This window comes from Nocardia sp. AB354 (assembly GCF_049538315.1).
GTDB lineage: Bacteria > Actinomycetota > Actinomycetes > Mycobacteriales > Mycobacteriaceae > Nocardia > Nocardia nova.
In genome coordinates, this window is sequence record NZ_JBMVFU010000020.1 from 1 (window position 1) to 19200 (window position 19200).

General features: G+C 66.1%; 18 protein-coding genes. 1 reads left to right on the top strand and 17 read right to left on the bottom strand.

All coding sequences use genetic code 11. The annotated features are described in order from the left end of the window. On the bottom strand, positions 1–1163 hold a 1163-nt coding region (locus ACPCUW_RS25215), incomplete at its 3' end, for a hypothetical protein (protein WP_423427481.1). A 91-nt stretch (positions 1164–1254) separates the two neighbouring features. Between ACPCUW_RS25215 and ACPCUW_RS25220 the strand changes: the two genes are divergently transcribed. Continuing rightward, positions 1255–2553, top strand: coding sequence for a cytochrome P450 (locus tag ACPCUW_RS25220; protein WP_423427483.1), 1299 nt, complete (start codon positions 1255–1257; stop codon positions 2551–2553). A gap of 100 nt (positions 2554–2653) precedes the next feature. Here the strand turns inward: ACPCUW_RS25220 and ACPCUW_RS25225 are convergent, their stop codons facing one another. The 16 genes from ACPCUW_RS25225 to ACPCUW_RS25300 all read right to left on the bottom strand — a co-directional run bounded on the left by ACPCUW_RS25225 (position 2654) and on the right by ACPCUW_RS25300 (position 19191). Further along, complete coding sequence (locus ACPCUW_RS25225; RefSeq protein ID WP_423427485.1) at positions 2654–3079, bottom strand: hypothetical protein; 426 nt, start codon at positions 3077–3079, stop codon at positions 2654–2656. 21 nt (positions 3080–3100) lie between these two features. After that, positions 3101–4153 (bottom strand): phosphotransferase family protein, encoded by a 1053-nt coding sequence (locus tag ACPCUW_RS25230; protein ID WP_423427487.1) that lies wholly within the window; start codon positions 4151–4153, stop codon positions 3101–3103. Beyond that, the gene (locus ACPCUW_RS25235; protein WP_423427489.1) at positions 4147–4923 is read right to left on the bottom strand and encodes an enoyl-CoA hydratase/isomerase family protein; all 777 of its coding nucleotides are present in this window, start codon (positions 4921–4923) and stop codon (positions 4147–4149) included. The genes ACPCUW_RS25230 and ACPCUW_RS25235 overlap by 7 nt, the downstream gene beginning before the upstream one ends. After that, a complete protein-coding gene (locus tag ACPCUW_RS25240; protein WP_423427491.1) occupies positions 4916–6043 on the bottom strand; it encodes an acyl-CoA dehydrogenase family protein in 1128 nt (375 codons plus the stop codon). The genes ACPCUW_RS25235 and ACPCUW_RS25240 overlap by 8 nt, the downstream gene beginning before the upstream one ends. An 11-nt stretch (positions 6044–6054) precedes the next feature. Continuing rightward, complete coding sequence (locus tag ACPCUW_RS25245; RefSeq protein WP_423427492.1) at positions 6055–7266, bottom strand: FAS1-like dehydratase domain-containing protein; 1212 nt, start codon at positions 7264–7266, stop codon at positions 6055–6057. After that, a complete protein-coding gene (locus tag ACPCUW_RS25250; protein WP_423427494.1) occupies positions 7263–8183 on the bottom strand; it encodes an SDR family oxidoreductase in 921 nt (306 codons plus the stop codon). The genes ACPCUW_RS25245 and ACPCUW_RS25250 overlap by 4 nt, the downstream gene beginning before the upstream one ends. A gap of 76 nt (positions 8184–8259) precedes the next feature. Further along, positions 8260–9462 (bottom strand): acyl-CoA dehydrogenase family protein, encoded by a 1203-nt coding sequence (locus ACPCUW_RS25255; RefSeq protein WP_423427496.1) that lies wholly within the window; start codon positions 9460–9462, stop codon positions 8260–8262. Positions 9463–9663: 201 nt separating this feature from the next. Further along, positions 9664–10053: a hypothetical protein gene (locus ACPCUW_RS25260; protein ID WP_423427498.1), complete on the bottom strand. Its 390-nt coding sequence runs from the start codon at positions 10051–10053 to the stop codon at positions 9664–9666. Further along, entirely contained in the window at positions 10050–11066 is a 1017-nt protein-coding gene (locus ACPCUW_RS25265) for a phosphotransferase family protein (RefSeq protein ID WP_423427500.1), read from the bottom strand. Before ACPCUW_RS25265 ends, ACPCUW_RS25260 begins: the two co-directional genes overlap by 4 nt. A 6-nt stretch (positions 11067–11072) precedes the next feature. Next, on the bottom strand, positions 11073–12200 hold the full coding sequence (locus ACPCUW_RS25270; RefSeq protein WP_423427502.1) for a hypothetical protein: 1128 nt from the start codon (positions 12198–12200) through the stop codon (positions 11073–11075). Between the two features lie 2 nt (positions 12201–12202). Further along, positions 12203–13810 carry a class I adenylate-forming enzyme family protein gene (locus ACPCUW_RS25275; RefSeq protein WP_423427504.1) on the bottom strand — a complete coding sequence of 536 codons (1608 nt, stop codon included), beginning with the start codon at positions 13808–13810 and terminating at the stop codon, positions 12203–12205. After that, positions 13807–14595: an enoyl-CoA hydratase/isomerase family protein gene (locus tag ACPCUW_RS25280; RefSeq protein WP_423427506.1), complete on the bottom strand. Its 789-nt coding sequence runs from the start codon at positions 14593–14595 to the stop codon at positions 13807–13809. The genes ACPCUW_RS25275 and ACPCUW_RS25280 overlap by 4 nt, the downstream gene beginning before the upstream one ends. A 32-nt stretch (positions 14596–14627) precedes the next feature. Continuing rightward, positions 14628–15842, bottom strand: coding sequence for an acetyl-CoA C-acetyltransferase (locus tag ACPCUW_RS25285; RefSeq protein WP_423427507.1), 1215 nt, complete (start codon positions 15840–15842; stop codon positions 14628–14630). After that, a complete protein-coding gene (locus ACPCUW_RS25290) occupies positions 15835–16857 on the bottom strand; it encodes an acyl-CoA dehydrogenase family protein (protein WP_423427509.1) in 1023 nt (340 codons plus the stop codon). The genes ACPCUW_RS25285 and ACPCUW_RS25290 overlap by 8 nt, the downstream gene beginning before the upstream one ends. Before the next feature lie 19 nt (positions 16858–16876). Next, a complete protein-coding gene (locus ACPCUW_RS25295; protein ID WP_423427511.1) occupies positions 16877–18010 on the bottom strand; it encodes an acyl-CoA dehydrogenase family protein in 1134 nt (377 codons plus the stop codon). A gap of 11 nt (positions 18011–18021) precedes the next feature. Beyond that, positions 18022–19191, bottom strand: a complete 1170-nt coding sequence (locus tag ACPCUW_RS25300; RefSeq protein ID WP_423427513.1) for a CaiB/BaiF CoA transferase family protein — start codon at positions 19189–19191, stop codon at positions 18022–18024. Between the last annotated feature and the right edge of the window lie 9 nt (positions 19192–19200).

The following is a 19200-nucleotide window of genomic DNA, read 5'->3' on the forward strand; positions in this document are numbered from 1 at the left end:
AAGCCCAGCGGCGCGAATGGACCGTCCAGGAACAACTCCGTCTGCCCGGCGCCGATCCATTCCCGGCCGTCGGGTGCTGTGGTTCGCGTCTGTACCAGGTACTCCTTGCCGATCAGATCCCGCTGCACCGTGCCGTCGTGTTGGGTGTGGTCGAAAGGCTGTGTGCTGACGTCGATTTCGTCCCACTCGACGCTGATTCCCGGACCGTGATAGGTCCGCATCGATCCGCCGTCGCGCCAGGAACCCGCCTGGTACCCGATCGTGGAAGTCACCCACGGAAGACCTGCCGGTTCCACCTCCTGGATCCATTCGCCACCCGCGGAATCGGTCAGCACCACCCGTCCGGAGCGCAGCAGCCGCGTGCCCTCCACCAGCTCGATCTCACAACGCCCCGCGACGAGTTCGTAGACCTCCTTGTCCCACCCCACGGTCAGGCGGCCTTCGAATGGCGTGCCGAAGGTATCGTTCATCGGCACCTGGCGGCCGTGAGCATCCTCGTGGATGGCGTAGAAGCCGGACAGGTCGCCGGAACCGAACAGCGTCCAGAAGCGCATGGCGCGGCCGACGCCTTCCGGCTGCCGGGGCGGCAGCAAATCCGGCGCCGGCGCCAATGGGGCCCGCTCGAAGTACACGCCCCAGGAGTGGTCGCGACTGCCGTACCAGTGTGGCGGACCGACGGAGATTCGGTCGCCGTCGATGTCGATCCATCCCTCCACCGTGCCGGGCTGGGAGTACCGCGACTGATCGGTGGTGGGCCGGCCACGATTGGTGGCGAGGTGGTGCGCCTCGAGGTATGCCGGTGCGCTGCCGTACCAGTTCAGCTCGCACGTCAGACCCGAGTCGTTGGGCGCCAGTTCCAGCCGGATGTGCCGATAGGGTTCGATCACGCTGATCCGATAGGGGCCCACCTCGGTGGCGCAGTTGTCGCGCCATGTTCGGCTGAACCGCACGGTGCGCTGCCGGCCGTTGCGCTGCAGGCCCACGTAACCGCCGATCAGATCGGTGTTGGGCGAGATTCGCAGTCCCTGGAAGCAGAACGTTCGCTCCACCGCCGAGAAGGCCCCGAAATAGTAGCCGTCGTCGAATCCGGTACTGGTGTCCGCGACCACCGACAGTGGCCGGGACGTCTGGTGGACCGGGTATTCGTCATATGGACTGAGCACGGTAGCTCCTCCTGTGCTGGTGGACACATCTGCGGCACCGATATACTCTACACATAGATGTTTTAGTACTCACCTATTTTGAGGAGACACGGTGGCCGAGACAGCGCGGGCCGGAACCTGCCCGGTAGCCACATTCGATGACCTGCTGGCGTTGCGCGAAGACGTGGTCCGCTGTCCGTACGGCGCGTACGAGACCCAACGCACTACCGAACCCGTCGCCTACAGCGAACGCCTCGGTGGTTGGGTGGTCACCCGTCACAACGACATCCTGGCCGTCCTCCGCGATACGGAGAACTTCTCCAACCGCCTGGCCAGCGGGCCCAGTTCCGTGTCGGGACTCGCTCAGCGTGTCGTCGAGGACGACCAGCTGCCCGAACGCACCCGCAAGGCCGCGGCCCGCCGCATGGAGTTGAGCAAGGCGCGCATCCTGCTGTTCTCCGACCCGCCGCTGCACAAACGGCAGCGTTCCCTCGTCAACGCGGGGTTCACCCCCAAACGTGTCGCCGAACTGGACGACTCGGTGGAGGAGCTGACGAACGAGCTGATCGACAACTTTCCCGTCGATGGGCCGGTCGACATCGTGCCCGCGTTCAGCCACCCGATCCCGATGACGATCATCGCGCGCATGCTCGGCGTCCCGATCTCGAAGTTGCGGACCTTCAAAGGCTGGTCCGATGCGTTCACCCGCGGTGTGGGCGCGCTCGACCACGACAACAACGCGGTCATCGATATGTTCGACAAGGTAGACGCGTTCTACGACTACTTCACCGACGAGCTGAACAAGCGCCGGGCCGAGCCTGTCGATGATCTGCTCAGCGATCTGCTCGCAGCCCGGCTGGACGGTGAGGAACCGCTGAGTGAGGCCGAACTGCTCCAGATGCTGGTGCAATTCCTCGTGGCCGGCAACGAGACGACTACCAACCTTCTGACCTCCTGCGTCTGGAAGCTCGCTACCGACCACGAGCTGCAGCAGCAATTGCGCGAGCATCCCGAGCAGATCCCGAACTTCGTCGACGAGGTGCTCCGCCTCGAACCCCCGGTACAAGGAATCTGGCGGGTCACCGAGACCGAGGTCGAGATCGGTGGCGTCACCATTCCGGCGGACAACTTGATCTATCTGGTCACCGGTTCGGCCAATCGTGATCCCGAGGTGTATCACGAGCCGGACGAATTGGATATCGATACGACCCGCGCCCGCCACCTGTCGTTCGGCCGAGGCGAACATGCCTGCCTGGGCATGAACCTCGCCAAGCTCGAGGCGAAGGTCGCACTCGGAGTGCTGCTCGCCCGGTGTCCGGACATCAAGCTGGCCCAATCCGACGACGACCTCGTCTTCCACCGCAGCTTCGTCCTGCACGGAATCGGATCCCTGCTCGTCACGGTGAAATGAACGTCAGGCCGGGAGCCGCCATCATCCCGGCCCGCCGAAACGACGGGAGGGGCGCTGATGATCAGCGCCCCTCCCGTCATTTTCCCTATGTACGAACCGCTCAGCGACGAGGACCTGTATACGCGTCGCGTTCCCAGCTCAGGCGGCCACGCAAGTGACGCTCCACGTAACCGCGCGCCGCCGCGCGCACCGCCGACTCACCCTCGAGATCCGACGCGACCGCTTCGGCCAGCTGCCGCTCCAGCGCCGCGACATCCGCCCGCGCACTGTCGATATCCGGCCATCGCGGTGTGGGTGGCTCACCGACCTGGTGGCCGAGTTCCACCAGAACGGCGCGCAGATCCGCGGCTTCCCGCACCAGTACCGGAAGTTCCTCGCGCAATCGGACGTCGAGCTGGCGCAGCATCTGTGCCGCCGTTCGGCAGAGACTGCCCGCGTAGTCGTCGTCGATCGCTGGTTCTATGTCGTTTTCCAGCGCTCCGATCACGGCTGCGATCAGCGTGTGCGGGTCAGGTGCGGTGCTCATACCCCTCCTCGCTTCTGCATGTCATGCCACCTGTTCGGTGAGGAGATTTCCGGTGTACTCGGCAGCCAGCCGGAGCTCGCTTCGGAATGCCACCTCCGTTGCGGTCCAGACGAACCGGAGCGGCGGGACGGCGTGCCGACGCACGACCCACGCGGCGTGCTGGGTGTACACGTGCTGCAAAAGCGCCATCACCTCGCGGTAATACGCAACCCGTTCGAGCGTCACCGTAGAACCGGTCAGTTCCCCGTAGTACGCCAAGGCTTCGGGCATGCCCCATATCCGACGGTTGTCGACGACGATGTCGGCGACCAACTCCTGGCACTGCGCGAAGTCGAAGGCCGGGTCGCCGATAGCGGCCAGTTCCCAATCGCTCATGGCGACGATCCGGCCGTCTCGCCACACTTCTTCGCCGTGTCCGTTGGTTCCCTTGCAGAACGCCAGGCGGTCCAGATCACGCGGCGCCCGCGCTCGCAACGTCGCGATGGCTTCGGCGGCCGCCACGCTGGGGGCGCCCTGGTAGCGCCGCAACTGGTCGAGCAGTCCGTCGACGACAGTCGCCGCCGCGTCCTGCGGTGACTCCGGCGCGCCCAGTATCCGGTCCAGGCCCACACCGCGCCAATCCACCGCGTGAACCTGCGCGAGCCGGCGAATGTGCTCACGCGCCAAGTCGATTCGCCGGTCCGCGACCTCTGCCGGATCCATGGATAGCTCCGGAAGCCGCCAGTCGCCCTCGATGCTTTCGCGGATGTAGGCGGGCCGCCCGTCCGGCATCCAGGCCGGATCGTTCTCCCACCACAACGCGCGCGCGTGCGGCACGCCGGTGCCGGCCAGGGCCGAATACACCGCGTACTCGGTCTCGAGCGAGGTCGGGATCACGCTGCCGACCTCGTGGTCGCGACGCACCATCAGCGGGTGCTCGCCGGAATCGTCATCGACCAGTACCGACCAGGTCTGCCGAGACACCCCGCGGGACATCGGCCGGACGTCACGCACCGACAGCGAAGCGGAATCGAGGCCCAGAACGTCGGAGCGATGAACCAGCCACTGCCGAACGAACTCGTTGTCTGTCAACATGATCGGAAATCCGGCGTACGTTTCTCGAAGAAGGCTCGTGCGCCTTCCCGGGACTCCTTGGAACGAAACGCCAGCGACTGCCCCATCACCTCCGCCTCGATGGCGTCGGCGAACGACCGCTCGAAGGAGGCGTTGAGCTGCCGTTTGATCACCGACAAGGCGCGTCGGGGACCGTCGGCCAACCGTGTCGCCCACTCCACGGTGGCTTGGTCCAGTTCAGTGTCGGGCACGCAGCGGTTCACCAGGCCCATCTCGCCGGCCTCACGCCCGGAAATCCGGGATGCCAGGAACATGATTTCCTTCGCCCGGCCGAGCCCGACCAGCCGCGGGACGAGCCACGACCCTCCGCCGTCGACCGACAGCCCGCGTTCGGCGAAGATCTCACCGAAAACAGCTGTGTCCGAAGCGATTACCAAGTCAGCGCACAGGGCGAGGTTGGCGCCGTAGCCGACAGCGCCACCCCGCACCTTCGAAATGACCGGCAACGGCAGATCGTGGATCAAGGTGCACAGATGCCCCACCCGGCGCATGAAGGTCACTTCGTCGGGTTCGATGCGCTCGGACAGATCCATCCCGGAACAGAACGACGAGCCGGCACCGGTGAGGACGACGACGCGGCACGCGTCGTCGGCCCCGATGCGCTCCAAGGCGGCGATGCCCTCGTCGACCATCGCCTTGTTGAGCCCGTTCTTCCGCTCCGGACGGTTCCAGGTGACCGTCGCGATCCCCGCGTCGCTGAGCTCGGTGACCACAGCGGGCGTGTCAGCCATTCGCGGCCTCCTCGAGCAGCGTGCTCGCGAAACGAGCGCGATGCGCGGCCGGCGAACCGAACAACGTCTCCAATACCTTCGCGCGTCGAAGGTACAGGTGCGCGTCGTGCTCCCAGGTGAAGCCGATACCGCCGAAGATGTGCAGCGATTCGTCCGCGACCCGGACCGCGGCGTCACCGCAACGCGCTGCGGCCGCGCTGGCCGCGACACCGAGTGCGCGAGCGGCACTCTCGGAAGGAGCGGCCAAGTAGGCGTCGGCCGCGGCGACCGCGACATCGTGACTCGAACGCGCGAGTTCCACCGCCATCAACAGATCCACCAACTGGTGCTTGATCGCCTGGAATTGCCCGATCGGACGATCGAACTGGATACGCTCCTTCGCCCAGGCGACCGCGGCATCATGGCAGTGTTGTGCGATGCCGACCTGTTCGGCCGAGATCAGCACCTGCGTGACATCGAGTGCGGCTTGCAGGTTCACATCGCCCAGCACAGTGGCCGAAGCGTTGTCCAAGGAGACCGATGCCAGGCCTCGAGTCAGATCGAGGCCTGGCATGGCCTCACGCCGGACGGACGGTACCGATGTGGACACCGAGACGACGACATCGGAGTCGCCGTATCGGGCCGGGAACAAGATCACATCGGCATCCGCACCGTCCAGCACGAATTCGGCACGACCGCTGACCGTCACCTCGGCTCCCTCTCCTGGCTGCCCATCGGCAGCGAGCAGGGGTGCCGCGATGTGCGACGAAGGATCGGCCCACGCCACGGTGGCGCAAAGCCCCTCCGAGGCAAGGTGATTCGCCAAGGCCGTGGCTGTCGGCGTACCGGTCAGGTGAAGCAGACTCGCTGCCGCGCCGAGGGACGACAGCGCGGGCACCACGGCCAGCGCACGGGCGAGCTGCTCCAGCACCACCGACAGCTCGGCGATGCCCGCCCCCGCTCCGCCGTCTTCTTCCGGAATCAGCAGACCGGCCAAGCCCATCTGCTCGGTGAGCACTTTCCACAGCCGGACGTCGCGGGCCGGGTTGCCGCGATCGTCGAGAAATTCACGCGGACCCGACGACGCTGCTTCGCGAACCGCCTCGGCCAACGCATCGCGCTCCTGCGCGTCGATGCCCATGATGGTTTCTCCTATTCGGACCGCGCGCGCAGCGCCACCGGCGACGGGTTGTCACGCGTCGGCAGGGCGATGGTCGCGGTACCCGGCATGACGTCGGCACCGCGCTGGTTGCGCGAGAATGTCGTCACCTCGACCACGTGCTCACCGGCCTCGTTCACGGACTTACCGGTCACCTGCCCGCCGAGGGTCACCACGTCGGACAGGTACACGAAACCGCGGTATTGAGCGCTGCAGTCCACCACCCACCCCGCGTCGCCGCACCAGTTGGTCAACAGCTGGATCTGCCAGCACTGCCGTTGGAACCCGACGTCGTATTGGAATGCGACACCCATCGCGTTGGCGGCCGCCTTGTTGTAGTGAACCGCGTAGATGGGTTCGCTCGAACCCATGACCGGGTCGCGGAACGACCACGCAGGATGCAATTGGTAGTCCGACAACGCGGCGGCGTGAGCTTTCAGCCGGGGAATCGGTGTGCCGCCACCGGCGATGAAGGCGACCTCATCGGTGAGACCGATCGGCCCCTTGGTCAGCGGATCGATCGGGTCGCCGACCTCGACGTCCTCCCAGAACCGCCGCTCTGTGCCCCGGGGCTTCTCCGACAGCACCTGCTCCTCGATCGCCTGGATCTGGTTCTCGGTCCACGGATGCGGCAGAACCAATTCCGGCTTGTTCGAGTCCTTGGCCCTCGACTTCGCCGAGCCACGTTCGAAATTGACTACCTGCCAGTTGATTTCGGCGACAAGCTCGTCATTCTGGTTGCGGTAGCTGTTGACGAAATGGTCGGTGACCATCCGACCGGCGAAGTTGCTCGGCCGCGGACCGGTGAATCCGTCATAGCGGCAGGTGGCGGTGATCGTGTCACCCCAGTACACCGGCTTGTGGAAGTGCGCCTGAGTCGCGTTGTGGAAGGCACCCAAACCGGGCCAGCCGAACTGGATTCCGGAGAAACAGCCGATCACGAAGGACGGCGGCGCGACGGGAGCGCCGTAGTCGGATGCGGTGGCCCGCTCGGGGTCGGTCCACAGCGTGTTGATGTCGCCGACGCCGCCGACGAACTTCGTCACGGCGATGCGCGTGGCTTCCTCGTTGTTCACCGAATGGTCGATGCGCAATTCGATGCCGGCGCGCGCTTGCATGGAGGCGACCATCTCATCGGTGATGACGGCTTCGGGCATCTTCGCTTCGGTGGTCTTGTCCACCGACTGCTGTTCGGTCGTCGTCACTTGGCCCCCTTACCCGGGTTGGCGGTCCAGTTGTTTCCGCCGGACGGCACACCGGCGTCGGCAACAGCCTTCTCGAGCGCATCCAGGGTCCACCGGCCCTCTGTCATCAACTTCCAGCCGGAGTCCTTCTGCCACGGCTGGATTCGCTGCACCCGCGATCCGCCGACCAGGAAGACCTCACCGCTGAGGACGCAGTTCGGGGAGAGGAGATAGCCGACGAACGGCGAGACGTTGGCCGGATCGAATCGGTCGAATTCGCCCTCTTTACCGCTGAGCGCATCACCGAAGGCGCCTTCGGTCAGGCGGGTGCGAGCCTGCGGCAGGATCGCGTTGACACGCACACCGTAGCGCTGCAACTCCTTGCTGGCGACCTGGGTGAGCGAGGCGACGCCGGCCTTGGCCGCCGCGTAGTTGGCCTGCCCCGGGTTGCCGAAGACGCCCGATTCGCTGCTGGTGTTGACCACCGAGCCGGATACCTCGTTGCCTGCCTTGCTCTGTTCACGCCAGTAGCGACCCACCTCACGTGTCATCAGGAACGTTCCGCGCAGATTCACCTTCAGGACCAGATCCCAGTCCTCGGGGTCGATATTGACCAGCACGCGGTCGCGCAGAATGCCGGCATTGTTCACCAGCCCGTGAACACCACCGAAGGTGTCGATCGCGGTGGCCACGATGCGCTCGACGCCGGCGGGATCGGCGACGTCGTCGCCGTTCGCCACGGCCTTGCCGCCGGCGGTGGTGATCTCGTCGACCACGTCCTGAGCCGGTCCGGCCGCCGCGCCGCTGCCGTCCTGGGCCCCGCCGAGGTCGTTGACGACCACGTTGGCGCCTTCTTTGGCGAACAAGAGCGCATGCTCACGGCCGATCCCCCGGCCCGCGCCGGTCACAATGATCGTCCTACCGTCCAGATGTCCCATCGAATTCTCTTCCTGTCTTGTGGTTGTCGTATCCCGCCGCGGCGGGTGCGGTATGCGCCGAACGCAACTCCGCGTGTCACACCGCTGCCGGCTTGTCCTTCGGCAATCCGAGCGAGCGTTCGGCGACGGTGTTGCGGTGAATTTCGTCGGTTCCGCCACCGATGCGCATCCCGGGCACACTCAGCACGAACTCGGCCCAGGCGAACGACTGCGGCCGGCCCGAGTCCGCCGCCAGGTTCGGACCGAGCGCGAGGCTCACCAAATCGCTGAGAGCGCGCAGGTTTTCGGTCAATGCCAACTTGCCCAGCGACATCTCCGGCCCCGGGACGCCGCCTGCCTTCACCTTCGCGTCGGCGCGGGCCCGCATCGCCTTGGCGGCGGTCACCCCGGAGTACACCCGCGCGTACGCCTGGACGACGGCCGGATCCTCATGCCTGCCGAGCCCGACGATCCACGCCGCGAGATCGTCCATGCGGAACAGTCCGCTTCCGCCACTGGAGGATCCGCCGATGGCGCCGCGCTCGTGCATCAGCATGGCGATGGCGACCGACCAGCCCTGCCCGACCTCGCCGAGCCGCCAGCCGTCGGGTATCCGCACGTCGGTCAGGAAGACCTCGTTGAAGTCCGCTTCGCCGGTCATTTGACGAAGCGGCCGGACCTCGACGCCCGGCGCGTGCATATCGACAGCGAAAGCGGTCAAATTGCGGTGGCGCGGCCCGTCCGCCGTGCGAGTGAGAATGATGCCGACATCTGCGTAATGGGCACCGGTGGTCCACACCTTCTGACCGGTCAGCCGCCATTCGCCGCCGTCCGAGTCCTGCGTTGCCTTGGTGCGGACTGCCGCCAGATCGGATCCGGCCGCCGGTTCGCTGAACAGCTGGCATCCGATGACGTCCGCGCGACGCAGACCACGCAACCACCGCTGCTTGGCCTCATCCGTCCCGAATTGCGCCAGCGTCGGGGCGACCATGCCGAGACTGACCGACAGCGGTCCCTTGGAAGGGATCGCATACCCGCGCTCGACGGTGGCGAAAGCCTTCTCGTACCGGGTCGGCAATCCCGCGCCGCCGTATTCCACCGGCCCGCTGATCCAGCCGTATCCCGCATCGAACGCCGCCCGCTGATATGCGATCGCTGCGTCGATCTCCTCCTGCGTCGAACCGGAGAAGAGTGCGTAGCGGGATTTACCTTCCCCCGGCTGCACGCGCACGCGATCCGCGGACACGGATTCCAGGAAAACCCGTGCGCCGTCCACGAACTCCTCGAGTGTCGGAGTCACCGGACCACCCACCTTAATAGTCTAGTAGTCGACTTTCTGAGTATAGAGTATTGATCTAGCGAGCACCATGCAACCCCGCTGGCTGGGGTTTCCCAGCAGCTCGAGGTTGCGGCGCCCCAGGCTCGAACGCACCATGTTCCGGGCATGACAAAGCCCGCCCGGCGCCTTCTCTCGAAGTCGCCGGGCGGGCTCCGATGAGAATCAGACGGCGGCGAGCAGCCCGCGGTAGGTGTGACGAACTGGCTCGTCGTCCGGTCGCGCGTGCAGCTGTGCTCGAAGCCGATCCAGGACCTGTACAGCCAGCTCGGCGAGTTCCTCGTAGTGATGCTCGAATGCCACGTAACTCGCGGTCTCCGGCGGGGCCGGTACGACGACCTCGCCGACGTGCTCACCCGCTCGCTCGAGCCATCGCGCGAGTTCGGCCGATCGCGCTGCCAGAGCGAAACCGACGTTGTCCCAATCGATTTGCGCCAGTACCGCTCGGATTTCCGCGAGCCGGGACCGGGCGTGCTCGCTCGTGAGCTCCGGACCGATCGTATCCGCCAATATGGAACGAATTCCGGCGACTACTTCCGACGGACGAGGTCTCATTTCGCACTCCTGTCCACTGTGGCCGCAGCGTCGAGCAGCCCGGTCTCCAGCAGGGCCAGCTTCTCGACCCTGTCGGTGGGCCCCGCGGGACGGTCGGTGGCTCCGTCGCAGAATGCCCGGACGCCGGTCAACGCGATGACCGCGAGCCGGAAGGTCGACATGACCTGCCAGAAATGCAGGCGGTCCGGCTCGACTTCCATGCCGGATTCGGCAGACCAGCGCGCCAGGAAGTCGTGGAGCTCCCAGCGTCCCTCGAGGAAGTGCTCCCGGCGATACACCGAACACGTGTACCAGCCGAGATCGTCGTGCGGGTCGCCGAGGTGGGCCAGTTCCCAGTCCAGCAGCGCCGTTACGCGACCGCCGTCGACGAGCACATTCGCCGGCCGGAAATCCCCGTGCACCAGCCGGCACGGCACCGGCGAGGGAAGATGATCCGCCAACCACGCGATGACCTCGCGAAGGCCCGGATGTGGTTCGAGTTCGACACGATCGAGCTCGGCGATCCAGTGGTCGAGCTCGGCTCGTGCGGGGTCGGCCGGGGCGGTCAGGACTTGCGAAAGGCCCGTCTCGTCGACGTCGAGACAGTGCACTCGCGCGAGCAGCGCGGCCAGCCGCTCGGCGACGTCCAGCCGCGCGGGTTCGCCGATGGCCAAGGGGTCGGTGTCGCGAAGTACACCGCGATGTGCGCGACCGGGCAGCCGGTCCACGACCATGCCACTGCGACCGAGCCGGCGTCCATCGTCGAGCGCGTAGACCCGCGCCACCGGAAGATCGGTTTGCCCCAGCTGACGCAGCAACGCGAATTCCACATCGCGCGGGGTGTCCACGACGCCGGACTCGGGCTCGCGCCGCATCAGCAGCGGCAGTCGGATCGGCCCATGCGGGCCGTCGATCATCGCGTCGAAGGCCCAGTTCTCTTGAGAACTGCCGCCGCCGAGCCGCGCGGGAACGCTCACCTCTCGAACACCGATGTCGGCCAACATATCCAAAAGGGCAGCCTGCAGATCACTCATGACGGATCAGCTCTGCTTCCGGCGTGGCGGCGGCAGCGCCTCTTCGTACCGGCCGTAGCCAGGCAGCACCATGTACTCGATCACTCCGTAGCCGATCTTGCCGTCACATCGCACTTCGACCAGATGGTCCGAACCCGCCTTGGCATAGCGATAGAACGTCTCACGATCGGTGAGATCCCATTCGTCGTGCTCGGCGGTCGAGTCTCCGCGCCAGAAGCCCTGCTTCCACCCGTTCCATCCCTCGTATCCGCCACCGCGAAGATGAGCACGCCCCGGCTTGGCCGTGAGCTCGAGGACGATCCGGTCACCGCCGTAGAGCAGCAGCGTCACGGTGCCACCGACGAGAGTTGGTGCGGCAGCACCCTTTTCCCATTCGAGATCGTGGTCCACGCCGACGATGACCGGCGCTTCCCGATCGGCGCCCGGAGCTCCGACGATCCCCGCCGAGAGGTGCACCGGAAGTCCCGGCTGCGACTCCTGCACGTACAGATGAACCGCGAAATCCGGTAGCTGCAACGGGGCGAACATGAGCATCCGCCACTCCGGACGCTCCCCCGGCGGTTGACCTTCGGCTCGGGGCAGGGGCCGGGTACCCCAGGAGTGGTCGCGCTCGGCCCACCAACGCTGCGGATCGAGCTCGAGCGTCTCACCGTCGGGCGTCCGAATCCAGCCGGTACCGCGGCCGTGCTGCACATAACGAATGGCGTCGTAGGTGGTCCGGGCGCGGCTGATCTGAAAGAACTTACCCTCGAGCAGCGGCTCGAACGTCGCGTCGAAGCCGACATCGAAGCTGAGCCCGGAATCGTTGTCCGACAAGGTGAATCGAAGTTCCTGCAGGGGGCGGCGCACATCGCACGCGAAGGGCCCCACCCGCATCGCATGGCTGTCCGGAAGCAGGGACCGAGACAATCGCAGGTTCGTCTGTCGGCCTGCCCGGGACAGACATGCGAATGCCTCCATGACGTCCTGATTCGGGTACCTGCCCAATCCCAAGGTGAGGACGGTGTCACCGGCCTCGGTGTCCTGGAAACTCACCCAATACCGTTCACGCCACGAGGGATCGCTGGTGTCGACCATCGCGTGCGTGAGCGCGGTCTGATGGGTGAAGTACTCGTCAGCGGCGCTGAGATGCATGCTCATCCTTCCCGCGGCGACTCGAGCAGGGCGGCCTTGATCGCCTTCTTGTTCAGTTTCTCGCCGGCCAGAGTCGGAAGGGCCGTATCGCCGATCCGCCATACCGAGGGCACCTCGAAGTACGCGAGGGTGCCCTTGCAGAAGGCGCGCAACTCGTCCTCATCGACCGGTTCGCCCGGCCGGTAGGTGATCGCTGCCGCGAGCTCTTCGCCCAGGTCCTCGTGTGGCAGTCCGACAACGGCGGCCTCGACCACTGCCGGGTGGCTCAGCAGCACGCGTTCCACGTGCGCGCAGGCGATGTTCTCGCCACCGCGGATCACGATGTCCTTGCTGCGGCCGTCCAAGTACAGATATCCGGCGTCGTCGAGATGACCCAAATCGCCGGTATGCAGCCATCCTTCGGCGTCGACCGTTCCGTCATCGATGCCGAGATAGCCCAGCATGATGGTTGGCGCACGGACGAGCACCTCACCCGAACCCGTCGCATCCGGATCATCGATCCGCAACTCGACCACCGGATACGGGCGCCCGACCGTTCCGGGCCTGGCCTCGAGATCGGCATTACCGGCCACGGTCATGAAGCCGCCAGTCTCGGTCATACCCCAGGTATTGGCCAGCCCCCGCTTTTCGAGCTGCGGCAACTTGGCCGTGAGTCGTTGCAACAACGTCCGCGGCAACGGCGCGCCGCCGAGCGGGAACGACCGCAGGCTCGACAGGTCGTAGGACTCGAACTTCGGATGCTCGAGCACACGAACGGCCATGGTCGGAACGCCGCCCCACGCGCCTACTCGCTCGGTCTCGATCAGCTGCAGGATTTCACCGGCATCGAATCGGCCCGCGGTCAGGACCAATCGGCCGCCGGTGATCAGATTGGTGAGTGCATTCGAGATCCCGCCGATATGAAACAAAGGAGTACAAACCAAGCCGACGGGCTGCGGCGCCTCCGGGTCCAGATTCTGCGGCAATCTCCGTGAACGCGTCAGCAGGTTGTGCTGATTGACGATCACCGAACGGGCCGACAGTGCCACGGCTTTCGGTGCACCCGAGCTACCGGAGGTGAACAGCACTACTGCCGGATCATCGAGATCGATGACCACGGGCTCCAACGGCTCGGTGGCCTGCTCGTCGAACGCTCGCGCCAGTTCGCTGATCCGCACGACACGCGTGCCAGCGCCGATCAGGACGGGCGGGAACAGCTCCGGTGCATCGGTCAGGACCAGAACGGGCGAGGTGATGCCGACACCGTGCTCGAGTTCGTGGCCGCTCCACCACCGGTTCGCATAAACAGGGACCGCACCCAGCCACCATGCCGCCCAGGTCGCCAGAACGAATTCCGGGCAGTTGTAGCATTGGATCAGAACACGATCCCCACGACCCACACCGGCCTGGGCCAGTTGCCTCGCCGCAGCGGGTATGGCCGCTCGGAATGCCGGATGCGAAATCCGGCGTTCGCCCTGCACGATGTAGTCGCGACCGTCCCATTGCCGGGCGGAGCGAAGCATCGCGGGAAGAGAGGCCGGAGACGGTTCGTAGAGAAGTCCCCGATGCCCCGCGTAGACGCCTTCGACAACGTCTTCACCCCAGATCACCGCAGCGTCACCGTCGTTCATGCGCCTGTCCATCGTCCCTCTCGTTTCTCCTTGAATGCTTCGACCGCCTCGACGGCATCCGCGCTGCGATTCGACAGTGCCTCGAGGTAGAAGCTGGTATCGAGCACCTGGTCGGTCGCTCCCGACAGCACCTTGTTCAACGAGCGCTTCGTCAACTGCGTCGCGAGAGGCGGAATATTCGATACCCGCCGGGCCAGCTCGAACGCCGTATCCCGCACACCGTCGGGATCATCGGCCAGATCGGTCACAAGTCCGAGTTCGAACGCCTCCTGGCCGGTGAGGGGCTCTCCCCAGAGAAGTTTGCGTTTGGCCCGTATCAATCCGGCGCTCAACGGCCACGCCACGCAACCGCCGTCACCGGCGACCAGTCCCATGTGCACGTGTGGATCCGACAACCGGACTGTGGGGGTCGCGACGATCGCATCGGAGGTGAATATGAGGCTGGTGGCGACGCCGAAGCTGTGGCCGTGCACCGCCGTAACCAATGGTTTGGGGAAATCGGCGAACGCGCGGAAGAGCCGGCGCCCGTCGTCGACACCGCGGAGGAGAACGTTCAGATCCCGGTGGCCGGCGAGAATCGTCTCCATATCGCCACCTGCCGAGAAATGCTTGCCGGTCGAAGTCCACACCACAGCGCGAACATCCCCGTCTCGGGCGAGGTCGATCAGTACGCCCGGTAGTTCGTTGACCAGTACGTCATCGAAAGCGTTCAACGTCTCGGGGCGACTCAGGCGCAGTTCGGCGATATGGTCGTCGGTGTGGACTTCCACTGCCCGGCGGGTCATGGGTTCTCCTCGCGGTGGATTGGTGGCCGCTGTCAGATTCGCTCGATGATGGTCGCGGTGGCCATACCACCACCGGTACACATCGTGACCAGGCCGGTAGTCAGGTCGCGGCGTTCGAGTTCGTCTATGAGAGTTTGGAAGAGCATCGCTCCGGTAGCACCGATCGGGTGCCCCAGAGCGATGGCTCCTCCATTGACGTTGACCCGATCGGGGTCGAGCGCCAAGTCCTTGATGACCTTCAGCGGCACCGCCGCGAAAGCCTCGTTGATCTCCCACAAATCGATATCCGCCGCCGTCATGCCGGCTTTGGCGAGGCACGCTTCGGCAGCGGGCCCCGGCGCGGTGAGCATGATGACCGGTTCGGCGCCGCGCACCGCCCCGGTGACGATCCGCGCACGCGGGGCCAGTCCGTGTGATCGGGCATACGAATCCGATGCGACGACCACCGCGGCCGCGCCGTCCACCACGCCCGACGAGTTACCGGCATGGTGGACGTGCTGGATCGGTCCGGCGTCGGGGTAGGTGTCGCGGCACATGTCGTCATAGGATCGCCCGTCCGAGCGCGGCTTGGCGCCGGATCGCTCGAACGAGGCGGGCAACTGCGCCAGCGACTCCAGCGTCGTTCCCGGGCGTGGGTGCTCGTCCTGTTCCAGCAGTACCGCACCCGACTCGGAACGAACCGGGACGATGCTGCGGGCGAAACGCCCTTCCTTGATCGCTGTCGCCGCCCGTTCTTGACTCTGTACCGCGAACCGATCGACGGTCTCACGGTCGAACCCTTCGAGGGTGGCGATCAGATCCGCGGCGATCCCCTGGGGAACGAGTGGGTACCGGGCCCGGAGCGCCGCATTGCCCGCGTCGAGTGGCTGGCCGTAGCTGTGCCGCGACATCGACTCGACGCCACCGGCGACGACAACGTCCTGCCACCCGGCAAGGATGCCGGTAGCGGCCGCCATCACCGCCTGCTGGCCACCGCCGCAGAAGCGATTCAGGGTCAAGCCTGGCACGGTGACCGGCCAACCTGCCGTGAGCACCGCTGAACGCGCGATGTCGTTGGCATGGTCGCCGGCGTGCTCACCGTTGCCCATCACCACGTCGTCGACGTCGGCGGCATCGAGTCCGCGTTCGACAAGGGCACGCAGCAGGCCACCGAGTAGTTCCTGCGGGTGCACGTCGTGCAACGCTCCGGACGCCTTGCCCTTTCCACGGGGCGTGCGGACGCCGTCGATGATCCATGCCTCAGACATGTTGTTCCTCCTGTCGTGCTGATTCGCGCCCCGGGGAACCGTTGCCCGGTCCTCCGAGGGCGATCAGTGAGTCGCTGATCGAGCCGGCACGCAGCGCGCCACCGATCTCGTTGTGCAGATCCGCTTGCCCGCCGAGCAGCGGTTCCAGCGTGAGCGCCCGCCGCAGATAGCGATGGAAGTCGTGCTCCCAGGTGAATCCCATGCCACCGAGCAATTGCTGGCATACCGCTCGCGCCGTCTTCGAGAACCGGACCGCCGCGGCCTTCGCCAGCGCGGCGCTCTCGTATCCACCGTCTTCCCAGGCGGCATCGGTGGAAAGCTGAGCAACCTCACGCCACAGATGAACATCGGCGAGTTGATGCTTGACCGCCTGAAACGCTCCGAGCGCCTGCCCGAATTGGCGGCGACCGCGGACGTGGTCGACGGTCATCGTCTCCATCGCGGTGGCCACCGCAACCAGCTCATAGGCCAATGCTCGCCGGCCCGCGGCGACCATCTCGGACCACAGCTGCGCCGGATCCGAGCCCAGTTCCGCTGTGCCGAGAACAGAATCCGCGAGTGCCGTTCCGGCGACGCGGCCCCACCCCGCGGTGGGATCCAGCGGGTCCCCGTCGATGACAGCGGCGGCTTCGATGACAGCGAAGATCGTCGCGCCGTCCGGATCGACGCACGGCACCAGCACCGGCCCCGAATTCGCTTGCGCGACACCGTCATAATGCACCGTGCACGCACCGTCGTACCGGCCAGGTGGCCGATGCCCGCCCAGCGCCGGCAACACGACGCCGGTGCTGCTCGCCGCCGCACCGGCGGTGGCGAGCAGCACCCGGTCCAGTGCGGAACCCGGAGTGAGCAGTTCGCCGCACAGCGGGAACAGAGCGGCTACCGCGACCTGCGGTTCGTCATCGAGCAGATCATTCCAGCCGAAACCGGACAACACTTCGGCGATGCCGGCCGGGTTGGCCGTCAACGCCTGTCGCAGGCTGTCGACCACTTGGGCGACGTCGGCGGCGTCCATTTCCTCAGCTCCTCAGCAGTCAGCGTGGCAGACCGAGCAACCGCTCGGCAATGATGTTTCGTTGGATCTCGGCTGCTCCGCCGTAGATGGAGGAGGCCCGGCTGTACAGGTAGTCGTTTCGCCACGCCTCGGCCGACGCGCTGCCACCGAAAACGATGTCGCTGTCGAGGCCGGCGAGTGCCGCGTCGAACAGAAACTTCTCAGCAGTCGACATCGCGAGCTTGTCCAGAGACGTGGTCGCACCGACGGGCCTCCCGTCCGACAGGGCCGCAACGGTGCGTCGCGACAGCAGGCGAAGCGCCGTGAGCAGTTCGAACGCCTCACCGACCACGCCGTCGTCGACTACCGCCGGTTCTCTCGTCGCCAGCTCGGTCAACCGGGAACGCAGCCAGATCTGTCGCTGCCAGGCCGCCGCGCCCCGCTCGCCGGCCAGGACGTACATGGCCACGGCCCAGCCGCCGTCGACCGATCCCAGCAGCCGATCCTCGGGGATCAAGACATCGTCGAAATACAGCGAACAGAATTCGTCGTCGCCATTCATACTCCGCAACGGGCTCACCTGGATCCCAGGGGTGTCCATGTCGAGCAGGAACGCGGAGATGCCACGGTGTGCCGATTCGACGGGTCCCGTGCGGGCGAGCAGCACACATCGATCGGCGAACTGCGCCCAGCTGGTCCAGATCTTCTCGCCGGAGACGCGCCAACCGCCCTCGGCCGCAACGGCTTTGAGCCGCAGCGAAGCGAGATCGCTTCCCGCGCCGGGCTCGGAGAAACCCTGACACCAGGTTTCGTCTCCGCGCAACAGACGCGGAAGGACCTCGGCGGCGAATTCCGGACGAGCGAATTCTGCCACGGCCGGGCCCAGGACCTCTTGAGTGGCGAACGAGAACGGGGGCGGATATCCCGCCGCCGCCAGTTCTTCGCTCACGATGCTCCGCAGGATCGGACGACCGCCCAGACCACCGATCGACTCCGGCCAGCCCAGCCGAATCCAGCCCGCGTCGTAGAGCATGCGCTGCAGGAGCCGCAATCGCTCAAAAATCGCGGTGACCTCACCTCCGGTTTCACGGAATTGCTCCAGCTCGGCCTGGTGGGAAACCAGCCACGACCGGAACCCCTCCCGCGCCTCGGCCACGGTCGAGGGAACAGCCATCGTCTGAACGGTCACAGGGCAACCACCCTTTCTTCGCCACCGGCCCCCACCGCAGCCGGTTCCGCCAGCGCGATTTCGGGGAGAGAGACTTTCCAGTCGGCGAGCACCGTCGCGGTGTCCTCGCCGGGCAGACGCGGTGGCGTCGGCACGTCGGCCGGCGTGCGGCTGAACCGCGGAGCCGGCGCGGGCTGAGAGACTCCACCGACGTCGACGAATCCCGCTCGCTCACGGGTGTGTTCGGCGTCGGCGACCTCCCACGGCGCCAGCACCGGTGAGACGCAGGCATCCAGGTCGGCGAACACCGCGGTCCATTCCTCGCGGCTGCGAGTTGCGAAGACCTGACCGAAGCGGGCCCGCAGTTCGGGCCACCGGGTTCGATCCATCTGAGCGGGCAGATCGGGCTCCGCGTCGAGTCCGAGGCCGACCAGCAGCTGCTGATAGAACCGGCGCTCCAAAGCCCCCACGGCCATATGCCCACCGTCGGAGGTGGCGTAGGTGTCATAGAAAGGCGCGCCGCTGTCGAGCAGATTGGTGCCACGGTTCTCCGACCAGTTGCCTTCCGCACGCACGCCGTGCACGAATGCGGTGAGCAGCGCCGCACCGTCGACCATAGCCGCGTCGACGACTTGGCCCTTCCCCGACAGTTCGCGTTCGTACAAGGCCGCCAGTACTCCGACCGCGAGCAGCATTCCGCCGCCGCCGAAATCGCCGACCAGATTCAACGGCGGCAGTGGCCGTTCGCCGGCGCGCCCGATCGGATCCAACGCTCCGGCAACCGCGATGTAGTTGATGTCGTGACCTGCTCGAGCCGACATCGGCCCCTCTTGCCCATACCCCGTCATCCGGGCATACACCAGGCCGTGGTTGAGTGCGAACAAATCGTCCGGCCCCAGGCCGAGCCGTTCCATCACGCCCGGCCGGAAACCTTCCACCAGGACGTCGGCTCGCGCCGCGAGTGCCCGCACCAACTCCACGCCCTCGGGAGATTTCAGATCCGCGACAACGGAACGACGACCGCGGGAAAGAGGCGACTTCGGCCGTCTCACTTCGCGATCCGGGCGGGGCGCGCGGTCCACAGTGACCACATCCGCACCCAGATCGGCGAAGATCATGCACCCGAACGGGGCCGGCGCCGCGCTGGCGATCTCCAGTACCCGAACACCTTGTAGCGGGCCTGCCATCAGTGCACC

What these genes read in the sequence shown, in the direction of transcription:
- ACPCUW_RS25225 (WP_423427485.1), bottom strand. Translation starts at nt 3,079, where the DNA reads ATGAGCACCGCACCTGACCCGCACACGCTGATCGCAGCCGTGATCGGA.
- ACPCUW_RS25230 (WP_423427487.1), bottom strand. Translation starts at nt 4,153, where the DNA reads ATGTTGACAGACAACGAGTTCGTTCGGCAGTGGCTGGTTCATCGCTCC.
- ACPCUW_RS25235 (WP_423427489.1), bottom strand. Translation starts at nt 4,923, where the DNA reads ATGGCTGACACGCCCGCTGTGGTCACCGAGCTCAGCGACGCGGGGATC.
- ACPCUW_RS25240 (WP_423427491.1), bottom strand. Translation starts at nt 6,043, where the DNA reads ATGGGCATCGACGCGCAGGAGCGCGATGCGTTGGCCGAGGCGGTTCGC.
- ACPCUW_RS25250 (WP_423427494.1), bottom strand. Translation starts at nt 8,183, where the DNA reads ATGGGACATCTGGACGGTAGGACGATCATTGTGACCGGCGCGGGCCGG.
- ACPCUW_RS25260 (WP_423427498.1), bottom strand. Translation starts at nt 10,053, where the DNA reads ATGAGACCTCGTCCGTCGGAAGTAGTCGCCGGAATTCGTTCCATATTG.
- ACPCUW_RS25265 (WP_423427500.1), bottom strand. Translation starts at nt 11,066, where the DNA reads ATGAGTGATCTGCAGGCTGCCCTTTTGGATATGTTGGCCGACATCGGT.
- ACPCUW_RS25270 (WP_423427502.1), bottom strand. Translation starts at nt 12,200, where the DNA reads ATGCATCTCAGCGCCGCTGACGAGTACTTCACCCATCAGACCGCGCTC.
- ACPCUW_RS25275 (WP_423427504.1), bottom strand. Translation starts at nt 13,810, where the DNA reads ATGAACGACGGTGACGCTGCGGTGATCTGGGGTGAAGACGTTGTCGAA.
- ACPCUW_RS25280 (WP_423427506.1), bottom strand. Translation starts at nt 14,595, where the DNA reads ATGACCCGCCGGGCAGTGGAAGTCCACACCGACGACCATATCGCCGAA.
- ACPCUW_RS25285 (WP_423427507.1), bottom strand. Translation starts at nt 15,842, where the DNA reads ATGTCTGAGGCATGGATCATCGACGGCGTCCGCACGCCCCGTGGAAAG.
- ACPCUW_RS25290 (WP_423427509.1), bottom strand. Translation starts at nt 16,857, where the DNA reads ATGGACGCCGCCGACGTCGCCCAAGTGGTCGACAGCCTGCGACAGGCG.
- ACPCUW_RS25295 (WP_423427511.1), bottom strand. Translation starts at nt 18,010, where the DNA reads ATGGCTGTTCCCTCGACCGTGGCCGAGGCGCGGGAGGGGTTCCGGTCG.
- ACPCUW_RS25300 (WP_423427513.1), bottom strand. Translation starts at nt 19,191, where the DNA reads ATGGCAGGCCCGCTACAAGGTGTTCGGGTACTGGAGATCGCCAGCGCG.